We start from the raw sequence: 20,493 nt of genomic DNA, 5'->3' as shown, positions 1-20,493 counted from the left end.
CTATAATTTACCAAGCAACAATTGTGCCAAATTATGGAGTAGTTACATAGCTAATATCAATGCTTAAATTAGGTATTTCTTCAAATTTTCAAAAAAAAATATCATAATGATAAATATTATCATTATGATAAAAACACTCTTAATCTGAATTTTCACTCTTCCAAGGTGTTAAAGAATATAATTTATCATTTTGATAAATTATATTCTTCGATTTTTCTATATAATGTCGCTATTCCTATACCAAGTTTCATAGCTGCATTTTTTTTACCTTCAGTGGTTTCACCGCACTTTTCCAGTGCATTTTTTATAGCGTTTTTTTCAAGATATTTAAGTGTATATATCTCATCCTCATTATTAAAAATATTAATTGTATTATGAAAAATACTTTTAGGTAAAATTTCTTTTGTTATTATACCATCAGTACCCATCATATTAATAATATATTCCACAGTATTCTCTAGTTCTCGTACATTACCTGGCCATTCATAGTTATAAAATATTTGCCATATGTCACCCCCTAATTTTATATCTAAAAAGTTTTTATTGAATAAACTGCAATATTTTTCAATAAAAGTTTCTATAAGTAGTTTTATGTCTTCCTTTCTTTCTCTTAGTGGAGGAATTTCAAGAGGGATTACATTTAATCTATAGTATAAATCCTCTCTAAATTTGTTTTCCTTTATGGCTTTTACTAAATCTTTATTTGTTGCGGCTATCACCCTAACATCAATATCAATAGTTTTATTTGACCCTATTCTTGTAATACTTCTCTCTTGCAGGACTCTTAAGAGTTTAGCTTGAAGGTAAAGAGGCATATCCCCAATCTCATCTAGCAATATGGTACCTTTACTCGCAAATTCAAACTTACCCATTTTACCCATAGGATCTGCACCTGTAAAAGCACCTTTTGCATATCCAAAAAGTTCGCTTTCCAGAAGCATATCTGGAATAGCTCCACAATTTATAGCAATAAAAGACTTGTCCTTCCTGTTACTTTCATCGTGTATAGCTCTTGCAAACATCTCTTTTCCAGTTCCACTTTCTCCAGTTATAAGAACTGTAGATGAAGACATTGCAATTTTCTTAACTTTTTGCTTTAATTTTAAAATTTGTTCTGATTTCCCAAAAATGTCCACACTCTTTATTATTTTATTAAAGGCAGCAAAATTCGATAATTTTTCTTTGAATTTTTTTGCATCTTGAAAGAAAAACATCCTATCATATTGCGCTTCATTAAATTTTATAGGGTATATGCTACCAATAACAAAGAAAACCTCTTTATCTACCATTAGTTTGTATTCCTGAAGATCAAAAACGTTATCTCCACTTATCTTAATTTGAACCTTATGATTTATAAAATTTCCTGACAAATTTAGTTCTTTTAAACCATTTTCATTTATATTGGTAATACAATTGTCTTTGTCTAGTATAATTACACCCTGCTCAGTTTTATCTACAACAAAATTAAGAAGTTGTAGCAATGTCTGTGTTCTCATTTTTTCTCTTTTTTCATAGGCGGTACTACTTATAAATTCCGAAATCTGATGAAGGAAGGCCATGTATATATCAAAGCTTGCCATTAGATGTTCCTTTTGATCGTTGTTACTACATATTAAACCAATTACACCTATAGTGTCCTCATTTAACTTTATAGGTGTACTCATTTCAAATTCTTCTCCACAGAATTCTCTTTTAGGGCAAGGTATACAAAGTTTATCTTTTCCTGGCTCATATATAATCTGTGATTCTCCAGATTTTATAACCTTTCTATAAACGTACCCTTCTTTCGATATATCTTCATCTATTTTATCTTTATAGATTCCTGTACCTGCTATTCTAATTAAATTATCATCTACTATTTCAACTTCTACCTGAAGAATCTGGGATATAATATTTGCATATTTAATTACTGCTTCCTGTATGTTTTTCAATATGGAGTTCAATACTGTTATTCCTCCTTCGCAAATAATAATTTAAACTGTACCTAATACTGATTTTAAACTTTTTGTATATTTAAGTAAAGTAAATAAAAAAAACCTATATCTTAATTAGTAAGTAAATTAAGATACGGGCTTTTTTTAGTATTGCAAGTCTAATTTTATTCCTTAAATGTTTTTGGAATTGCATCTTGTGGCAACTTGCCATCTAGCTCTAAATAATAATGCCGAATAGGATTCAGATTATCATCTAGTTCATATACAAGTGGAATTCCTGTAGGTATATTCAAATTTACAATATTATCACTGGATATGTTATCCAGATATTTTACTAATGCTCTTAAAGTATTTCCATGTGCAGAAATTATAACCTTCTTACCCTCTTTGATTTTGGGTGCTATTTCTCCAAACCATTCAACCATTACTCTCTTTACAGTATCCTCTAAACTTTCAGTTGCAGGAATCTCATCTTCTCTTAATTCACTATATTTTAATTCCTTCCCTGGATATCTATCATCAGTTTTCGAAAGTTCTGGTGGTCTTACATCTACATATCTTCTCCATTTATGAACTTGCTCATCTCCATATTTTTCTGCAGTTTCCGTCTTATTTAAACCTTGCAATGCGCCATAATGTCTTTCATTGAGCTTCCATGACTTGTATACAGGAATCCACATTAAATCCATCTCATGCAGTGCAATCCAAAGAGTTCTAATTGCCCTTTTTAATACAGAAGTATATGCTATGTCAAAGGTATACCCATTTTGTTTAAGAATTTCACCTGCTTTCCTTGCCTCAATTAAACCATTCTCTGATAAATCTACATCTGTCCAACCGGTAAATCTATTTTCTTTATTCCAAAGGCTTTCGCCATGTCTTATTAATACTAGCTTAATCAACTTAATCACTCCTTTATTAATTTATATACTACGATTATTTGCATTTAAATTATTTGTATTTAGATTATTATACTCCAAATCATTGTACATATCCAATAAAGCTAAAACCAGGCTTATTTATAAAATAGGCTACCCCCTACTTATTTGAAAAATAAAAATATGCTCCACCAATAACAGCTAGAATAGCTAAAATTAGTAACATTACTTTTACAGTACTAACTGGAGATTCACCATCAACTTCACCGGTTTGCCCGTTTATCATAAACCTGTATACCTTAGTTTTATAAATATACGCAGAAATCCATATAGGTAATAAAATATGCTTAAATTTTATAGCATCATAGGCAGTTGAAAAGCTTAAGTTTCTGACTTCATCTCCACCTATATGTTGCCTAATTTCACCACTTAAATCACTTTCTATTTTCTCCTCAGCTATTTTCCAACCTGATTTTAAATCTATGCTATACCTTTCAGCTAAAAACCCTGATAAAAATTCTGGTTTATACAAGACAAGTTCCTTTAGATTAAAGGGTTCCAATTTACTTATTATATGATTATTAATTTGCGCTGACGCATTAATTAAAATATCATCATAAAACTTAGAATAATCTCCAGATACATAGCTCCATGATGTTTTTCTAACTTGCTTTGTAACCTGCTTTCTTTCACCATCCTCCTCAACCCATTCAGTTTCAGTTACATAGTAATAGGTGCCTCTTTCTGCAGTATAATCTGAAAATGTATGGCTATCATATGTCCAGAAAGGTATGTATACCCCCTTCATTTTATTCATATTATAACTAGATTTAAGTGCTCTAGGAGCAAAAAATAACTTCTTTATCCAATTTGAAAATAATACTCCTGCAGCATCTTTGGATATAACAAAGGGGATTAGTGACTCTGGCACTATACCTACAACTTCCTGGGTTTTTATTATATGTGAAGAACCACAAAAGGCACAAAACTGTGCAGTACTATTTTCATCAAGCAAGGTCTGCGCTCCACAACTCTCACACTTAATTATTCTTTTTTCATTTTCCCAATTCTTATTTTTAGTATTTTCTGCAATATAAAAGTCATTTTCAATTATATTTGTTTTTTCAAAGTTAACTTCACTTTCATTTGAACAATATAAACACACTAATTTTTGTTTTTTAGGCTCAAATACCATATTTCCGCCACAAGATGAGCAAAGAAAACGTTCTGTTTGTTCCTGTTTAATAGTATTATTTTCAGCACAAGGTGTTTCACCCATATTCTCTCCCCCTAATACATCTCTTGAAAAATTATCATTAAGCTAATATATTTTCCCTCATAATATTTTTTAAGATTTAAGCATTTGAAGTTCCACATTCAGGGCAAAATTTTGCACTTGGGGACATTTTAGCTCTACAATTTGAGCAAAACTTTTCTAAATTCTGAGAACAACCACATTCAGGGCAGAATTTTGCATTACTATCAACATCTGCTCCACATTTACTGCATTTATTCTTTAACTGTTCTAATGATTTTCCACATGCATTACAAAATTTATGATTGCTGGATACTTGTGAATGGCAATGAGGACATTCAACTGTACTAATCTCAGAAGAATTTTGCGAATACGAATTTCCTTTTAGTGATTCTGCCATAATATTACCAATAGCTGCCCCAGCTCCCATAGAAGCTCCTACGCCACCCATACCACCTGGATTTTGAGCAGCATCTCTTATTGCTTCTGCAGCCTGATACTGAGTATACTGATTTAGATTTCCAAGCACCCCCATAGAGGTTCTCTTGTCCATAACTTTTTCAACTTCTTCTGGAAGAGATAGATTTTCAATTATTAGAGTTTTAAGCTCAAATCCAAATTCATAAAATTTAGGTTGTAATTTATTTTTAGCTTGCTCACTTAACTCATCATAATTCATAGCAAGATCCAGTGCAGGTATTTTAGATTCACCTAGTAAATCTGTAATACCTGATAAGATAGTACGTTTTAGTTGTCCTGAAATGCTTTCAGTATCAAACTGCTGATTAGTTCCAAAAACCTCTTTTAAGAATATTTCAGCATTAACAACTCCATAAGAATAAATACCATATCCTCTTAATCTAAGCATTCCAAACTCTTTATCACGCATCATTATAGGATTTGACGTACCCCACTTCTGATCTGTAAATTGTTTTGAATTAACAAAATACACTTCTGCTTTAAAAGGAGAATCAAAGCCATACTTCCATGATTTTAGTTTACTAGTTATAGGCATATTTTCAGTAGATAAAGTATATCTACCTGGATAAAATACGTCTGCTATAACACCCTCGTTAACAAATACCGCAAGTTGAGATTCTCTTACAGTTAATTGCGCTCCCATTTTTATCTCTTTGTTTTCTACTGGAAATCTATATACCATTGTATCTGTAGTATTATCAGTCCATTCTATTACTTCAATAAATTGATTTTTAATAAAGTTAAATAATCCCATATTTAAAACCTCCTATTAATCCTTAAGAGCACATAACAATTGTAATAAATTCATCTATTTATAATTTTCTATACTCACTTCCGAAATCCCTTTTTTACGACATTATTTCTTATAAACACTCCATAACCGGTAACATTATTATTTTACTATATATATTTATGATTTAACTTACTAAAAATGAATGAGTATACTTTATATAAATATGAGCCATTTTATAATTAAGAATATAATATATTAAATTCACAAACTTTATCTTATTTCTATTCCATATTAACCTTGTTTACACCTAATAAGAACTATAGTATATTAGATAATAAACAAAATCAATCTTGACTATTGCAATCTAATACAAAATAATTTAAAAATCCTATAAAGGGGTGATAACCATGGAAAGTTTCATTAGGCCTAAAAGTACTAACTTTGAAGAGATTCAATTTAATATATATGATTCAAAAACTTCATATTATGGTGGAAGCCAGTACTGGTTTCCAAAGAAATTTCATAAACTTAGCGGTTGTGGCCCTGTTGCTGCTGCAAATATAACTGCATATTTAGCTCAAACTTTTGAGGATAAATATCATGCGCTATATCCTTATAAGGGTATTGCAAATAAGGTGGATTTTACTTTTCATATGATTGAAATCCGAAAATACGTAAAGCCAGGAATTTTTGGACTTACCTCTGTTCGAAAGTTCTCTGATAGTGTTTTAGCTTTTGCAAAAAAAAGAGGTGTATCTTTGGTCCCTCACATTTTAGATGATAATGCCTCTACTATGCAAGACGCTATAAACTTTATTTCTAAGGCACTATCTCAAAAACTTCCCATTGCTATCCTAGTTCTTAAACACCCACTAGTGGAATTCAAAGAATATACTTGGCACTGGATGACTATTACTGATTTATTGCTTAATTCAAAAGATAATATATATTATATTTCAGTTTCCACCTATGGCGAGCATCGAGATATAAATTTGGACTTACTTTGGAATCAAAGACGTTCAAAAGATATAATTAATCTAGCATATTTTACCTAAGATGCTACATTCAAACTCTTCATTAGCATTAGATATTTAAGTACAATTGTTTTGCAGGAGTTAAAATAATGATATATATTTTAAAAAAGGAAGTTCATTAAATGAACTCCCTTTTTTTGTATTTTGAAAAATCATAAAGCATTACAATTTAAAATTGCTCATGGAATTTTGTAATTCTTCAGCCATACTAGTTAAGTTTTCAGCAGCACTCGCTACTTCTTTCATTAATTCTGTCTGCTGCTGTGAACTAGCTGATACATTCTGAGAATTTCCTGATGATTCATTAGATATTCTCGATACATTTTCAACACCCTCAAGCATATTGTGGGTACCTGCACTTATTTCTTCTACTACAGCAGCTATGTCCTGCATCTGAGATGACATAGAATTAACATCCTGCAATATGTCTGCAAAGGATTTACCTGCCTCACTAACCATTCTAGTTCCGTCATTCACAGCTATAGTACCATTATTCATAGCTTGCACCGCATTTACAATCTCACTTTGAATTTCATGTATTAATCCTGATATATTTCCTGCCGCCCTCGCTGATTGCTCTGCAAGTTTCCTAACTTCATCAGCAACAACAGCAAAACCTCTACCTTGCTGTCCTGCTCTAGCCGCTTCAATAGCTGCATTTAAAGCGAGTAAATTAGTTTGCTCTGCAATAGACGTTATTGAGGATACTATACTTCCTATTTCCGTAGATTTATCTCCTAATACTGACACTACTTGTGATGAAATAGCTACTTTTTCACTAATATTATTCATATACTGAACAGCAGAATTTACAACTCCATTACCTTTTTCAGCTTTGGTAAATGTAGCTAGTGAAACATTGGTAACTTGTTGAATATTTTGTGATATTTGTTCTATACCTTTAAATATCTCTTTTGCTACTCTTGATGCATCAAGGGCAATCACTACCTGCTTTTCACTTCCCTTGGCAACCTTTTGAATAGCGAGTGATATTTCTTCTGCTGACTCCTGAGTTTGATCTGAACTTGCTGTAAGCTCTTCTGATGTTGCTACAACCTGTTCTAAACTTTCTATGGTACTCGTAACTAGCTTTCTTAAATTATTAGTCATTTTATTTAAATTACTTCCCATTTCCCCTAATTCATTTTTACTATTAATATCTAATATCTTCGTTAAATCCCCTTCTGCAATAGCGAAAGAAAGATCATTTACCCTCTTTATATTTTTTGTTATGTATGAACTAAATAGAAGAACTACGATAATAATTAAAATTGAAGCTACTATTAGAATTGCAGTAATCTTTAACAATAAATTTTGGAGTGATGCATAAAGTTCGCTTTCAGGCATTACTAATGCAACTATCCAACCTGTTTCCGGTACTAATTCATAATAGACTTGTTTTTTACCATCTACATCTTTATACCCAGCATTACCATTTTTATCTTTTACAATTTTTTTACCTACTTCAGCTATATCTTTATTAGAATTATCACTAACCTTTAATTTCATTATATTTTCTTTACTAGTACCTGCTAAATATGTTCCGTCACCACTTAAAAGGACAGCTTTCCCACCATTACCAACTTTAATTCCAGCTATTTTCTTTTGAATGGCTACTAAACTCATATCAGCTGTAGTAACTCCAATAAAATTATGATTAGCATCATAAAAAGGAGCTGTAGCTGTTACCATATCAAACTTAGTTACGGCATCAACATATGCCGAAGACCAAACAACAACCTTTTCAGTATTTTTTCCCAAAGTATACCATTCCTGTTTAGTGTATTCATATTGTGTAGTTATGTACTCATCTGAATATTTTGGTTTCCCATTTTCTTTAAATGCATATGGCGAAAAATACTTTAAAGTTGCATCGTATTTATAAGGTTCAAACCATATTCCGAGTCCAAAAGTATCTTCATTAGTACTTATACTCTTTTGTGTAAGAGAAACAAAATTATCTTTTTTCATACTTTTACCTAAAGATTCCACACTTCTTGATATTGAAGCCGGAATTTGACCATGTTTTTGTAAGTCTGTTTGTATGGAATTTATCGTTTCTTTTAATTGATGATTCATTTTTTGCTCAATCTCATTACTTATTGTTTTTTTCGAATTATTATAAGCAAAGATTCCTATAGCCATAACAGTTATTAAAAATACAGGTAAAATTGATGTTAATATAATTGTATTTATTTTCTTTGCTCTATTAAATAATTTAAAGCTTGAATCTTTAGCTTGTTTCATAATTTCCTCCTAATTTTTATTTTTAGTTTATACATTTATCGGTTTTATTTTAAAATCCTTTATATATTTTTTACATTAGCATCATTCTTAAGAGAAGATTCATTAAGTAAACTCCTTTTTAACCTGTGATTGTAAAATTTTTGGTTAAAACGAAAAAAATTGATAAGGCTAACTTTACAGTTAATTTTATCAATTGATATTATAGCTATTTTTCTACAAACCCAAATTTCATCCAAGGCTCTAAATATTCTAATAAAAATATTTCTTCTTTTGCAATTTTTCCAACCACATTAGTTTTACCGCTATTTTTCATGTCTTTTAATGCAATTTGAAGTTCTCCTGCATACCTTGTATATAAGGAGGATTCAATTAAAACATCTCCTCTTTTAATATCAGGAGTGTTAAAAGGGGGAAATTCGCAATCTTTGTACTTGACTCTACTTTGCGTGGATCTAGCAACATACTCTGATACATCACCACGATTGAAATGAAACTCTTCCAAAACAATTTTTCTTTCCAATCTTGGAATATGATCCTGCAATTCTACTGTAAATTGCAACATATCCTTGTTTATCCTACTTAATTTTTGTAATTCCTCTTCACTTGCAAATGCATTGCCTATTATTATATCATCAATTACTCCAGTACATAGTAAATGCTTAGCCTGTATTTCTATTGGTAAATTTCTATGCATTTCCAAAGTACAAAGGCCTTCGGATACAGGCCAAGGCCCAAACTTAGCCACTTTAGAATTTATAAAAGCAGCAGTCCTAATGCCTAATTCTTTAAACTGTTTGCTACACTTTATAAAGTGTTCATAACTTAATCCAGTATAAACATGAGGATAAAAATTATGACAGCCTAAAATGTTATCCACATTAGGCTTATAAGATAAAATATTATCCACATATTTGCTTCCATTACTCATATTTAATTCAATTTTTAATCCATAGGGATTAAACGTCATGATAGATTCTTCTATTCCACTAAAACCTAAATCCAATCTTATACCATATACACCTAGTTCTTTAAAAAATGATAAATCTTTAAAAGTTGTTCCAAATTTTTTAAACACAGCTGGTTCCACATCTGCAATTACTTCCATACCACATTCATTTGCAAAAGCCACCATTTCTTTAAAATCAATTATGCTCTTTTCTAAATTTCTATCCTCTAAAGAAATTAAGCAAGTAAACATCCTTTTAAATCCATATTTACTTGAAAGTTTAATATATGCTAAGTTCTTTTCTTTGCTCCCATTATGAGGGTACACTGAGATCCCAAGTTTATTCATTTTTATTGCCTCCACAATTATATTTTCAGAAAATCCAGTTAGTCCTTATAATTTGCTATAAATTCTTTAAGTGAATTTACTGCTTCTGCTTCATCTTCACCCTCTGCTAATACGGTTAACTCATCACCTTTTATTGCAGCCATTGATAAAATTGATATTATACTTTTTCCATTATAATTTTTTTCCTCTTTTATAATATTTATCTGACTTTTATATTTTGATGCTTCTTTTATAAGTAAAGCAGCAGGTCTCGCGTGAAGTCCTACTTCATTTCCCAAAATTACTTTTTCACTTCTCAATGTATTTCCTCCTTTCCATAAATTATCTAACATCAATACTTTTTTATAATTATAAGAGTAATTACTTTTATTTAAATTAAATCATCATCTATAAAATATTGGTAAATATTTTTTATGTGCCTCAAGCATTTCATCAAGTATTTTCTTAGCCAAAGTATCAGATGGAACTAATGGATTAATAGTCATTGCGAGTAATGCTTTATGATAATCACCTGTTATTGCAGCTTCTACTGATATAATTTCAAAAGCTTTAATTTGCATTATAAGCCCTTTTGTTGCTATAGGAAGTTCACCTAGGGTGCATGGGACAGGTCCCTCTTTTGTAATAACACAGCTTATCTCAATTGCTGAATCTCTCGGAATACCTGAGATTGCACCATTATTTCTAGTATTAACTACTTGGATATCTTTCCTATCATTATAAATTGATTCAATTAATCTACAAGCCGCATCACTATAATAAGCGCCTCCACGCTTTTCAAGTTGTGGCGGTTTTATATCTAAATTTTGATCTTTATAAAGTTCAAATAATTCTTTCTCAATTTGTTTTACAACCTCACCTCTTGTTCCTACGGTCTCTGCTTCGCTTAATTCATTGTTTAGCATTTCATCTGCCTTATAATAGTACCTATGATATGGACAAGGGAGTACACCTAATGCCTTTATAAAATCTTTTTCCCAGTCTAAATCTATTATATTTTTCATAGACATAGATACATTACCATTAAGAATAGTCTCTATAACCTTTTCAGTAACGCGCGCCCCATCTAAATATACATTAAGTCCATAAACCATATGGTTTAATCCTGCAAAATCTACACGTATACGGTTTGGTTCTACCTCTAAAGCTTTTGCAATATTCATTTCCATATGTATCGGTACATTACATAGCCCCACTACTTTTTTGATTTTTCCATATTTTAAAACTGCTTCTGTAACCATCCCTGCTGGGTTAGTAAAATTTATAAGCCATGCATTAGGACATAGTTTTTCCATTTCCGCGGCTATGTCTAATATAACTGGAATAGTTCTAAGAGCCTTAAATAGACCCCCTGATCCGTTAGTTTCTTGTCCTATAACTTTATATTTCAATGGAATCTTTTCATCTAGAATTCTGGCTTCTAGTCCCCCTACTCGTATTTGAGTAGTTACGAAATCAGCATCCTTTAATGCAGTTGTCCTGTCTAAAGTTCCATAAACACTAATTGGTAAACCTGATTTTTTAATCATCCTATTGGCTAATTCACATATTATGTTTAATTTTTCTCTGCCTTCTTCAATATCTACAAGCCAAATTTCTGTTACTGGTAATGTATCATATCTTTTTATAAATCCCTCTATTAATTCTGGTGTATAACTTGAACCCCCACCTATTGTAACAATTTTAAGCCCCATCATATATGCACTCTCCTTTATATATCGCACATAGCCATGCATAACTCCATTTTACTTAGTCTGCCATCTTTTCATATAAAGCAATAAATTCTGTTGCCAAATCCTTTACTGTTATCGCATTCATCAAATGATCTTGGGCATGTATCATTAATAAAGATATCTCCACTCCTTGTCCTGATATTTCTTTTTGTATTAATTGTGTTTGAATTTTGTGAGCATTATTTAATTCTACTGATGCTTCCTTAAGGGTTTCTTTTGCTTTTAAAATATTACCATTTTTAGCTTCTACTATTGCTTGCATGCTTATACTTCTAGCGTTTCCACCTAAAACTATAAGTTGCATTATTACTTCTTGATTATCCACATTGTCCATAATTAACATCCCCTTTTTATTAATTGAGAATTAAGAGCTGAGAGTTAATTATATTTTCAATTCTTCACTCTCAATTCTCAATTCTCAATTTTAAAAAATATTACAAAGAATTTCTGCTATCCATCCCACTCTCTTTAGGTGTGGTATGGATATCACTACTAAAATATACCATTAGACATGGTTATTTTAGTAGGATATAATATACCTAGGTTTTGAAACGAGCCATATACTATCGTTAATGTATCAATTGTGATGCTTGATAGTGAAATTCTTGAAGAAAATAATTAGTTTTTATATGTTGTAATTTATAGTTTTTATTATAAATGAGAGTATAAAAGAAGTTATTTACTATTTAAGAACCCCATTCATTTATGTGTGGGAGTTTCAGATATTCACATTAGCTTTAGCTTTCGCTGAAGTAGTTGTAGCTTGACTTTCTTCTTGTACGCACTTTTTGTCCCATGCAAGGAAAAAAGGATAATATATAACCATTGCTATTCCGAAGTTAACTATTTGAAGAACAGCTCCCGATATTTTTCCACCTGTTGCTAGAAATCCTCCAATAATCGGTGGTGTGGCCCAATGTACGACTATTCCTACTGGTTTTGCTACAAATCCCCACTTCATAGAGAAATAAGTAACTACAACCAACACTAATGGTGTTAATATGAATGGAATAATAAGTAATGCATTCATTACAATTGGCATACCAAATATAACTGGCTCATTAATATTAAATAATGAACTTCCAATAACTGATTTACCAAAAGTTTTGCCTTGCTTACTTTTAGCCCTTACTACCATTAAAATAACTAGTGCTAAAGTAGCCCCTGATCCTCCTACATAAACCCATGAATCAAAAAACTGCTTACTAATAATTTGAGTAACTGGACTACCTGCTTTGTATAAATTTAAATTTGTTTCCATATAACTTAACCATACTGGCTCCATTAACCCACCAACTATAATTGCGCCATGAAGTCCGCATATCCATAATAAATGAATTAAAAATACAATAAGTAATGTTGCTGGTAAACTTGTGCCTAAATTACTAAGTGGTATTTGTATTAATTTGGTAATAAGTGCGTGTAAATTTCCATAAGGTGTTAATCCACATAAGCAATGAATAATGAACATAGTAAAAATACATGCTATACCTGGAATCATTGCTGCAAATGATTTTGCAATTGCTGGCGGTACACTTTCCGGCATTTTTATAGTTATATTTTTTTGTATAACACGTCTATATACCTCTGTTGATATAAATGCAACTATAATTGCAACAAAAACTCCTCCAGGACCCATATTACCAAATGAAACTCCCCATGCACCTTTTACGCCTCCACAGTCCTGTGGCGTTACTGTGAAAAAGCATGCTAAGGCTATAACTGCTGCTGGTAGTTGGTCAACATGATAACTTTGAGCTAAATAATAAGAAATACCCATACACACTATTAGAGAAAATATCCAAAAAGTAGCATGAGCCGGTGCTGCTAAATACATTCCCTGAAAATTTGGTCCAAATGTACTTGCCAACCACTTTGGCCATGCACCATTAGGTAAAGGTATGTTACATAAAATTAAGAATATAGAACCTGCAATTAAAAGTGGCATGCCTAAAACCATACCGTCCCTCATTGCCTGCATATGTCTTTGGGCCGCAACTTTAGATGCAACTGGCATGAGTCTTTTTTCAAGAAATGCTAATATCTTATTCACATTAATGCCCCCTTGTAATTAATAATAATTATTATTAATTATTACTCCCCTTAACAATGATAAATCACCGTAATTTTCACTTTTCCTATAGAACTAACTTTCCTTCTGAAGTTCAATTAACTTCATTGCATACTCAAGTACAGCTTTTCCATTAATTCTTCCATAATCAATCATGCTAATTACTTCAACAGGTATGTGTTGCTCTTTTCCCATTTTTTTCAAATCATTAAGTTTAAACCTAATTTGAGGTCCTAATAATAAAACATCTGCATTTTGTATATTATCTACTACTTGAGCTTCCCCTATAGCCCATATTTTTGACTCTATACCCATTTGTACTGCAGCTTCTTGCATTTTTTTGACTAGCAAACTTGTAGACATTCCACCTGCACAACATAATAAAATATTCATTTCCAACCCCCCATCACATTTTAAATTTGTATACATATAGTAATAGCAACATCTGTGCCAAAACACCATGTTGCTAAATTAATAGATAGTCCTACAAACCATTTACAGCTATGGAACCATTATTGTTGCTACTTATTTTAATCCAAAATATTTATAAAAGTGAAACTTACAGCTAACCATAATATAGTCTACAGTTTACACTGTTTTACCTTTTTTCAATATATTTTATAGTGTTTCAATAATTCACTTAGTGTTTTAATGGTTTCGTTTACAATGCATTTTTTTTAAACACTATTTAAATAGTGTTTTATTCTTCAAGCTTTTCAAATTGCATTTTCCTTTTTTCTATTATATTCATAATATAGCATACTTCATCATCCATTATATTTATCTTGTATTTCTCTTCTATAGAGAACAATGAATTTTTCACTATATAATATAAGCCTTTGTTGTTATGGATGTATTTATTTTTATCCCCGTATTCTATAAATTTTTCTCCTGATTTTAATCTATCTATCATGCAACTAATATGAAGGGTAATACCAATTAAATCTTCAACAGCTATTTTTTCTTTTATACTTTTCTGAATTTTAGAAATAAATTGTTCTACATCTTCAAAAACTTTTTCCCCCTCAACATTTTTCAAATGATTTTTCAAGGTTTTTCCCATACCGTAATAGGTACTTTGAATATCAACTATTTTTTGTATGTCACTAATAGCATTTAACCCTATAACTTGTTCTAAGCTAAATTGAGGTATTTCAGTATTTATATTAAAATGAGACACTATTGCTATAATTTCCTTTTCCTTACCGAGTGTAATTATTCTACTCTCAATTTTTTCTTTATGAATTAAATTGAGTGGAATAATTTCACATAATTTATCATCAATTTTTAAGTTATCCAAAAGTAAATTTTTAATTGCTATTGCACTTCCCTCTCCAGTCATGCATATTGTCACTATTGCCATTGTTTTACACTTTGTTTTTTCTATGGTTTCGTTTTCAACAAATGGCATTATGTCATAACAATCCCTATATATATCATCTAATTTATATCCAAGAGATGATTTTCTTGTTGCTTCAATAACATGCAGCGTACTAACCAAAGAAATTACTTTAACTGGAATTTCAAATTCTTTTTCTATAATTTGACCAAAAGTAGTTAATGATCCCATATCAGTTAAAAAAATATATCCAGCTTTTCTAGTATCTTTTCTTACATATTCTCTTACTTTATTTAAGATTTCATTAGCACTAACATCAAGAGGTGCATCAAAAGCTACAGCATACTCTATTCCTAAGAGAGTATTAGCAGTTTGCACCATGGATGTAGCAGTACTATTTCCATGTGCTATAACAAGTACACCTGGGTTATTAACTGTATTTTGAATATTTTTATGGTCTAACACAAAAAACATGGCTATAAATCCAGCCTCATCCACTGGTAATTTTATATCTAGATTGCTTTCTATTATCTCTAAGCATTCTAATGCTACATTAAATTCATTTTTATATTCATTTTTAATTTTTTTAATTTGAGGATTAATTATTATTTTATTATTTTTAACTCTATCAACAAGGGTTTTTATATGGAATGATAGGCCAAAATATACCTTTTGGCTAAAACTTTTATTTAACTTTAATTCACTATACTTTAAAATCTCTTCCACCACATGTACAATAAATGGATCTACTACATTTTTAATATTAGATACATTTATATTATTGTTTACTCTACTTATATATTGTGCAAAATATCTGTCAATATCTTCTTCCATTGTTTTTTCTAAACAAATATCACTAATTCCTTTAGCTCTTAATTCATTAGCCTTTTCATCAATAATCTCATATATGCTTTGTTGTTTTTTCTCAAAATCGAAAATTTCCTCATTAGATTCATTATTAAACACGTAATACTTGTTATCTATACCAATAATACTATTCCAAATTTGTCTATGCTCCTTTTCCTTATATAAACCTTCTCTAACATAAACAGGCAAATCAGAGCTATTTATTTTTACGACCTGTTTTTTATTGCTTAAAAAATCAGCATATGCCTTAGCACAAGAAAGCTGAATATCTGTTTTAAGTTGTCCAACATTATTTTTACAATCATAACTAAAAAGTGCTCTTAAGGAATTAATGGACACTGAAATATCTCTGCTTAGCCTATGAGATTCTTCTGTAAAAAAAGTTCTTATTAACTTAAATCTTTCTTGAAATCCGCGTTCTTTTAAGCTAGGTATTTTTATAATCATAGGAATTCTTCTTGTAAAAGTTGTAAGCAAACTAGAATCTGGATTTTCAGTAGTAGCTGAAATGAACATCACTTCTGACGTTCTTTCCTTTTCGCTTTCTCCAAGCCTTCTAAATATACCCTTATCCATAACTGTAAAGAGCATTTCCTGACCTTCAGATGGTAATCTGTGAACTTCGTCTAAAAATAATATCCCCCCCTGTGATTTTTCTATTAAACCCTGCCTATCGCTATCAGCCCCAGTATATGCGCCTTTTTTCACACCAAATAACTGACTTAAAAGAAGTTGTGGATTATTTGAATAATCTGCACAGTTGAAAATTATAAATGGAGAATCCTTCTTGATTTTACCTGCTTCTAATGCATATCTGTACATTAGCTCTGCAAACATTGACTTTCCAACACCTGTTTCGCCTAAAATCAGCGTATGCATTCCTTTAGGCGGATATAATATAGCTGCCTTAGCGTATTCAACTGCTACTGATAGACTATTATTTTCTCTTAAATATCTGTCAAATACACATTCATTCTTGCACTGAACCTTTTCATAATTAACAGTAAATAATACAGGTCTACTATTACTTTTTTTTACTTTACCTTCAACACATAATTTATTTAAATCACTACTTACATTCGCTCTAGTAAGCCCTAATGCTTCTGCTAAATCGTTTGCATTAATTCCATCTTGATAACATATGGCTTTTAAATTTTCATAAATAATATCAATTCTCTTCATATTTACACCCCTATATTATTATTTTTTTTGGGGAATAATAAATTACTTTTTGTTTTTCTCTTCTGAATTCCTATACCTTTGAATTAATTCCTGTTTAACAAGCCAAAGTTCCAAAGATAAATCTACATAGTATTTATGAGGATTAGAAAATCTCCTAACTTCCTCCCATATGCTGTCTACTTGATTTTTACAGTAAATTCTTATTTCTTCTATGGTTGGTAATTCATATACACATTCTCCCTTAAAGAAAACTGGAACTTGAAGCTTTTTAGCATAAAAATTGGTGACTTTTTTCTTCTTCCAAGTATAAACTGGGTCAAAGATATTATAAGGTACTGATTCATTTATATCCTCCTCCGCCAATGTTATAACATCAGCAATTGCCTTATGTGTATCCTTGTCATATAATCTCCAAATCATTTTGTATCCTGGATTGATAATTTTTTCTTCATTTTCACTTAATTTAATTCTTGGTGAGATCTCTCCATCTTCTTCAACAGCTACTAATTTATAAACTCCACCAAATACCGGTTCTGATTTAGCAGTAACCATTCTTTCACCAACACCAAATATATCTATTTTAGCACCTTGATTTAATAAATCAGTAATGATATATTCATCTAAACTGTTTGAAGCTACTATCTTACAATCTGTAAGACCTGCATCGTCAAGCATAATCCTCACTTGCTTTGAAAGGTATGAAAGGTCCCCACTGTCTAGCCTAATTGCTTTTAATCTCATTCCAATAGGTTCTAGCACATCCCTCGAAACTTTAATAGCATTAGGAATACCACTATTTAAAACGTTATAAGTATCAACAAGCAGTGTGCAGGAATCAGGGTAAGTTTTTGCATAGGTTTCAAATGCCTTATATTCATCTCCAAATAATTGTATCCAGGAATGAGCCATTGTACCAGTTGCAGGAACTCCAAACATTGTTTCTGCCATTACAGTTGCAGTACCCGCAACGCCACCTATATAAGAAGCTCTTGCGCCCATTATAGCTCCATCAGCTCCATGTGCCCTTCTTGCTCCTAGTTCTAAAACTGGTCTCCCTTTTGCAGCCCTAACAATTCTATTAGCCTTAGTAACTATTAAGCTTTGATGATTAACTGTTAATAAAATCATTGTTTCAATAAGTTGTGCATCAATTACCTTAGATTTAACAGTTACAAGTGCTTCATTAGGAAATACCGGTGTTCCTTCAGGTATTGCATAAATATCTCCAGTAAATTTAAAGGTTAATAAGTATTGTAAAAATTCCTCCGCTAGAATTCCTTTACTTCTTAAGTAGTCAATATCTTCTCCAGTGAATTTAAGCTTTTTGATAAAATCAATAAGTTGCTCCAATCCTGCAACTATTGAGTAACCTGCTCCATCTGGATTCTTTCTGTAAAACATATCAAAATACACAATAGTATCTGAAAGCCCATTTACAAAATACCCATTTGACATTGTTAGTTCATAAAAATCCATTAACATTGAAAGGTTTCTTTCATCTTTAAGATTGAATTTGTTTAATATTTTACTCATTTATATCGCTCCCTCTTAATTATTAAATTATACTATCTACTACTTCTATACCATTTGATTGCATTTCCCATAGTGAAATAACTTTCATTAAATCTCCATCATGGATTCCAAAATCAAAGGTTTCAACGGAGTCCACAGGAACAATTATCCTTCTACGCAGGTTTTTTTGGTTGAAATATGTCTTTAATGTTGTAGCAAACTGGCTTACACAAATATCTACTTCACAACCTACAATAATATAGTTTTCAATGCTCTCCTCATTTGCATCAAGCCATACTTCAAATTCTGGTGCATGAAAACCATTAGTACTATTTTTAGATATCATTGTAGTGTTGCTATTACAAGTAACATCCTGACATCTTAACTCTGGAATAAGCTCTGACTCTATATTATCTTTTAAACAATGTTTAGCATAATTTTTAAACTCCACTGAATTTTCATCATGCTCATCTAAAAAAAATATTTTTTTATACCCATCTGTCCTTTTATTAATAGTTACTAAATTATTTATTATTTCTGTAACTCTTTGTGATGATAGTGCACCTTGGTGTACAAATCCATTTACCATATCTACTACAATTAGTGCTGTTTTTTCTTTTGAAAGGTCTGATAAATTAAGGCTCTTACCCCTTATTTCCTTTTCCATATCAAATATTTTATTTATCATTAAAGCCATCATATAAATCCCTCTTTCTAAATTTAATATTTTATTTCCATTATTCATCAAAAAAACTATGTTCCCAACTTTCATTAAACATATAACAGATTGCAGGTCTTCCTGATGTTAATTTTTCTTTTTCAGTCTTTATTACCATTTTTTTGATTTTCCTTCTAAAATTAGCTCTTGAAAAAGGCTTTTCTAAATGTAGTATTGCTTCATAAACTTTTTGAATTTCCCTTAGCGTAAAATATTTAGGTAAAAGGGTAAATGCTATAGGTGTATATTCTATTTTATTTTTTAATCTTTCAATGCCACAATACACCAAATCAATATGATCAAAGGCAAGTTCCTCTTTACTCCATCCTAAAAGCTCATAAGAAGGTACTTTAATTGAAATAACACCATTTTTAATAAATCTCTCAGTGACAAGATACCCTATCCTAACCTCGCCATCATCAGAAACAAAAGTTAAATTGTATGTATCCACTCTCTCTATTCCTGAATTATTAGAAGAAATAAAATCCTTTCTTACCGTAAACCATTGTGCAAAACTTGCGTCATCTCCCGCTACTTCCTTAATATTGGTTTTATCAGCTAAGGCTAAATAAGCTATTGAAATAACCCTCATCCTTGGATCTCGCTGTACTAAATCACCGAAAGTTTTTAACTGTTCAAAATATACGCTCTCAACATTAGTTTCTTCTTTCAATTCTCTAAAGCAAGCAGTAGTTAAGGCCTCATCAATATGTACAAACCCTCCTGGAATAGCATAGCATCCCATGTATGGATGGTCTGCCCTTTTTATTAAAAGCAATTTTAGTGCTTTATCTGGGTCTTTCCCCTCTATGGGTACATCATCCACCGTGAAAAGTAACATGTCCACTGTATTCGCTGGCCTATCATAATCTCCGGGTATGTAACTATCTAAAAACTCCTTCTCAGTTAATCCGTCTTTATTTTTCATATCTATATTTCTCATAATCAGTTTTCCTTTCTTATTTGTTATTTTTATGACTATGTAGAATCAGCAACCTTTGTATTGTTTTGATACTATAACCTTAGCACCATTTTAGTACAAAGTCAATACATTTGAAATAACTACTAAAGATTTAATCTTCTCATGATTTAGTTGTAATTCAGGCCTACTAAATAGCTATATAACCGCCCTATAGGCATCTTGTATATATTTTCGACTTTTTGATACAATAATATGTTAATATTCAATTGTTTGTGCAACCTTGAAAATAGTTCT

Annotated in this window: 16 protein-coding genes; 1 reads left to right on the top strand and 15 read right to left on the bottom strand. The window is 30.9% G+C overall.

The window, feature by feature from the left end:
- Nucleotides 1–185 precede the first annotated feature (185 nt).
- From G9F71_RS05245 to G9F71_RS05230, 4 genes are all read right to left on the bottom strand, one after another.
- Nucleotides 186–1,943 (bottom strand): sigma-54 interaction domain-containing protein, encoded by a 1,758-nt coding sequence (locus tag G9F71_RS05245; RefSeq protein WP_224626202.1) that lies wholly within the window; start codon nt 1,941–1,943, stop codon nt 186–188.
- A gap of 155 nt (nt 1,944–2,098) precedes the next feature.
- Nucleotides 2,099–2,836, bottom strand: a complete 738-nt coding sequence (gene gpmA / locus G9F71_RS05240) for a 2,3-diphosphoglycerate-dependent phosphoglycerate mutase (protein ID WP_164950088.1) — start codon at nt 2,834–2,836, stop codon at nt 2,099–2,101.
- 136 nt (nt 2,837–2,972) lie between these two features.
- A complete protein-coding gene (locus G9F71_RS05235; protein ID WP_164950089.1) occupies nt 2,973–4,091 on the bottom strand; it encodes a hypothetical protein in 1,119 nt (372 codons plus the stop codon).
- A gap of 76 nt (nt 4,092–4,167) precedes the next feature.
- Nucleotides 4,168–5,301, bottom strand: coding sequence for an SPFH domain-containing protein (locus tag G9F71_RS05230; RefSeq protein WP_164950090.1), 1,134 nt, complete (start codon nt 5,299–5,301; stop codon nt 4,168–4,170).
- Between the two features lie 386 nt (nt 5,302–5,687).
- Here G9F71_RS05230 and G9F71_RS05225 point away from each other — a divergent pair, with 386 nt between their 5' ends.
- On the top strand, nt 5,688–6,335 hold the full coding sequence (locus G9F71_RS05225; RefSeq protein WP_164950091.1) for a hypothetical protein: 648 nt from the start codon (nt 5,688–5,690) through the stop codon (nt 6,333–6,335).
- 141 nt (nt 6,336–6,476) lie between these two features.
- Here the strand turns inward: G9F71_RS05225 and G9F71_RS05220 are convergent, their stop codons facing one another.
- From G9F71_RS05220 to G9F71_RS05170, 11 genes are all read right to left on the bottom strand, one after another.
- Nucleotides 6,477–8,561: a methyl-accepting chemotaxis protein gene (locus G9F71_RS05220; protein ID WP_164950092.1), complete on the bottom strand. Its 2,085-nt coding sequence runs from the start codon at nt 8,559–8,561 to the stop codon at nt 6,477–6,479.
- Nucleotides 8,562–8,766: 205 nt separating this feature from the next.
- The gene (locus G9F71_RS05215) at nt 8,767–9,855 is read right to left on the bottom strand and encodes a DUF871 domain-containing protein (protein WP_164950093.1); all 1,089 of its coding nucleotides are present in this window, start codon (nt 9,853–9,855) and stop codon (nt 8,767–8,769) included.
- Between the two features lie 38 nt (nt 9,856–9,893).
- Nucleotides 9,894–10,154 carry an HPr family phosphocarrier protein gene (locus G9F71_RS05210; protein WP_164950094.1) on the bottom strand — a complete coding sequence of 87 codons (261 nt, stop codon included), beginning with the start codon at nt 10,152–10,154 and terminating at the stop codon, nt 9,894–9,896.
- A gap of 84 nt (nt 10,155–10,238) precedes the next feature.
- The gene (locus G9F71_RS05205) at nt 10,239–11,552 is read right to left on the bottom strand and encodes a 6-phospho-beta-glucosidase (protein WP_164950095.1); all 1,314 of its coding nucleotides are present in this window, start codon (nt 11,550–11,552) and stop codon (nt 10,239–10,241) included.
- 52 nt (nt 11,553–11,604) lie between these two features.
- Nucleotides 11,605–11,922, bottom strand: a complete 318-nt coding sequence (locus G9F71_RS05200) for a PTS lactose/cellobiose transporter subunit IIA (protein ID WP_164950096.1) — start codon at nt 11,920–11,922, stop codon at nt 11,605–11,607.
- A gap of 384 nt (nt 11,923–12,306) precedes the next feature.
- A complete protein-coding gene (celB, locus tag G9F71_RS05195; RefSeq protein ID WP_164947381.1) occupies nt 12,307–13,641 on the bottom strand; it encodes a PTS cellobiose transporter subunit IIC in 1,335 nt (444 codons plus the stop codon).
- A 93-nt stretch (nt 13,642–13,734) separates the two neighbouring features.
- Nucleotides 13,735–14,052, bottom strand: a complete 318-nt coding sequence (locus G9F71_RS05190; protein WP_125003255.1) for a PTS sugar transporter subunit IIB — start codon at nt 14,050–14,052, stop codon at nt 13,735–13,737.
- 307 nt (nt 14,053–14,359) lie between these two features.
- Nucleotides 14,360–17,047, bottom strand: a complete 2,688-nt coding sequence (locus G9F71_RS05185; RefSeq protein ID WP_164950097.1) for a sigma 54-interacting transcriptional regulator — start codon at nt 17,045–17,047, stop codon at nt 14,360–14,362.
- A 42-nt stretch (nt 17,048–17,089) separates the two neighbouring features.
- Nucleotides 17,090–18,580 carry a nicotinate phosphoribosyltransferase gene (locus G9F71_RS05180; RefSeq protein WP_164950098.1) on the bottom strand — a complete coding sequence of 497 codons (1,491 nt, stop codon included), beginning with the start codon at nt 18,578–18,580 and terminating at the stop codon, nt 17,090–17,092.
- Nucleotides 18,581–18,602: 22 nt separating this feature from the next.
- Nucleotides 18,603–19,259, bottom strand: coding sequence for an isochorismatase family cysteine hydrolase (locus tag G9F71_RS05175; protein ID WP_224626200.1), 657 nt, complete (start codon nt 19,257–19,259; stop codon nt 18,603–18,605).
- Between the two features lie 37 nt (nt 19,260–19,296).
- Nucleotides 19,297–20,220: an NUDIX hydrolase gene (locus tag G9F71_RS05170; protein ID WP_164950099.1), complete on the bottom strand. Its 924-nt coding sequence runs from the start codon at nt 20,218–20,220 to the stop codon at nt 19,297–19,299.
- Between the last annotated feature and the right edge of the window lie 273 nt (nt 20,221–20,493).

The sequence above is a fragment of the Clostridium sp. FP2 genome (genome assembly GCF_011065955.2).
GTDB classification, from domain to species: domain Bacteria; phylum Bacillota; class Clostridia; order Clostridiales; family Clostridiaceae; genus Clostridium_AD; species Clostridium_AD tagluense.
This window is presented reverse-complemented; position numbering and strand designations above follow the sequence as displayed.

Excerpts from the sequence above, each read along its gene's own strand:
- G9F71_RS05175 (WP_224626200.1), bottom strand. The coding sequence starts at position 19,259 with ATGATGGCTTTAATGATAAATAAAATATTTGATATGGAAAAGGAAATA.
- G9F71_RS05225 (WP_164950091.1), top strand. The coding sequence starts at position 5,688 with ATGGAAAGTTTCATTAGGCCTAAAAGTACTAACTTTGAAGAGATTCAA.
- G9F71_RS05185 (WP_164950097.1), bottom strand. The coding sequence starts at position 17,047 with ATGAAGAGAATTGATATTATTTATGAAAATTTAAAAGCCATATGTTAT.
- G9F71_RS05200 (WP_164950096.1), bottom strand. The coding sequence starts at position 11,922 with ATGGACAATGTGGATAATCAAGAAGTAATAATGCAACTTATAGTTTTA.
- G9F71_RS05220 (WP_164950092.1), bottom strand. The coding sequence starts at position 8,561 with ATGAAACAAGCTAAAGATTCAAGCTTTAAATTATTTAATAGAGCAAAG.
- G9F71_RS05190 (WP_125003255.1), bottom strand. The coding sequence starts at position 14,052 with ATGAATATTTTATTATGTTGTGCAGGTGGAATGTCTACAAGTTTGCTA.
- G9F71_RS05205 (WP_164950095.1), bottom strand. The coding sequence starts at position 11,552 with ATGATGGGGCTTAAAATTGTTACAATAGGTGGGGGTTCAAGTTATACA.
- G9F71_RS05235 (WP_164950089.1), bottom strand. The coding sequence starts at position 4,091 with ATGGGTGAAACACCTTGTGCTGAAAATAATACTATTAAACAGGAACAA.
- G9F71_RS05215 (WP_164950093.1), bottom strand. The coding sequence starts at position 9,855 with ATGAATAAACTTGGGATCTCAGTGTACCCTCATAATGGGAGCAAAGAA.
- G9F71_RS05170 (WP_164950099.1), bottom strand. The coding sequence starts at position 20,220 with ATGAGAAATATAGATATGAAAAATAAAGACGGATTAACTGAGAAGGAG.
- G9F71_RS05230 (WP_164950090.1), bottom strand. The coding sequence starts at position 5,301 with ATGGGATTATTTAACTTTATTAAAAATCAATTTATTGAAGTAATAGAA.
- G9F71_RS05180 (WP_164950098.1), bottom strand. The coding sequence starts at position 18,580 with ATGAGTAAAATATTAAACAAATTCAATCTTAAAGATGAAAGAAACCTT.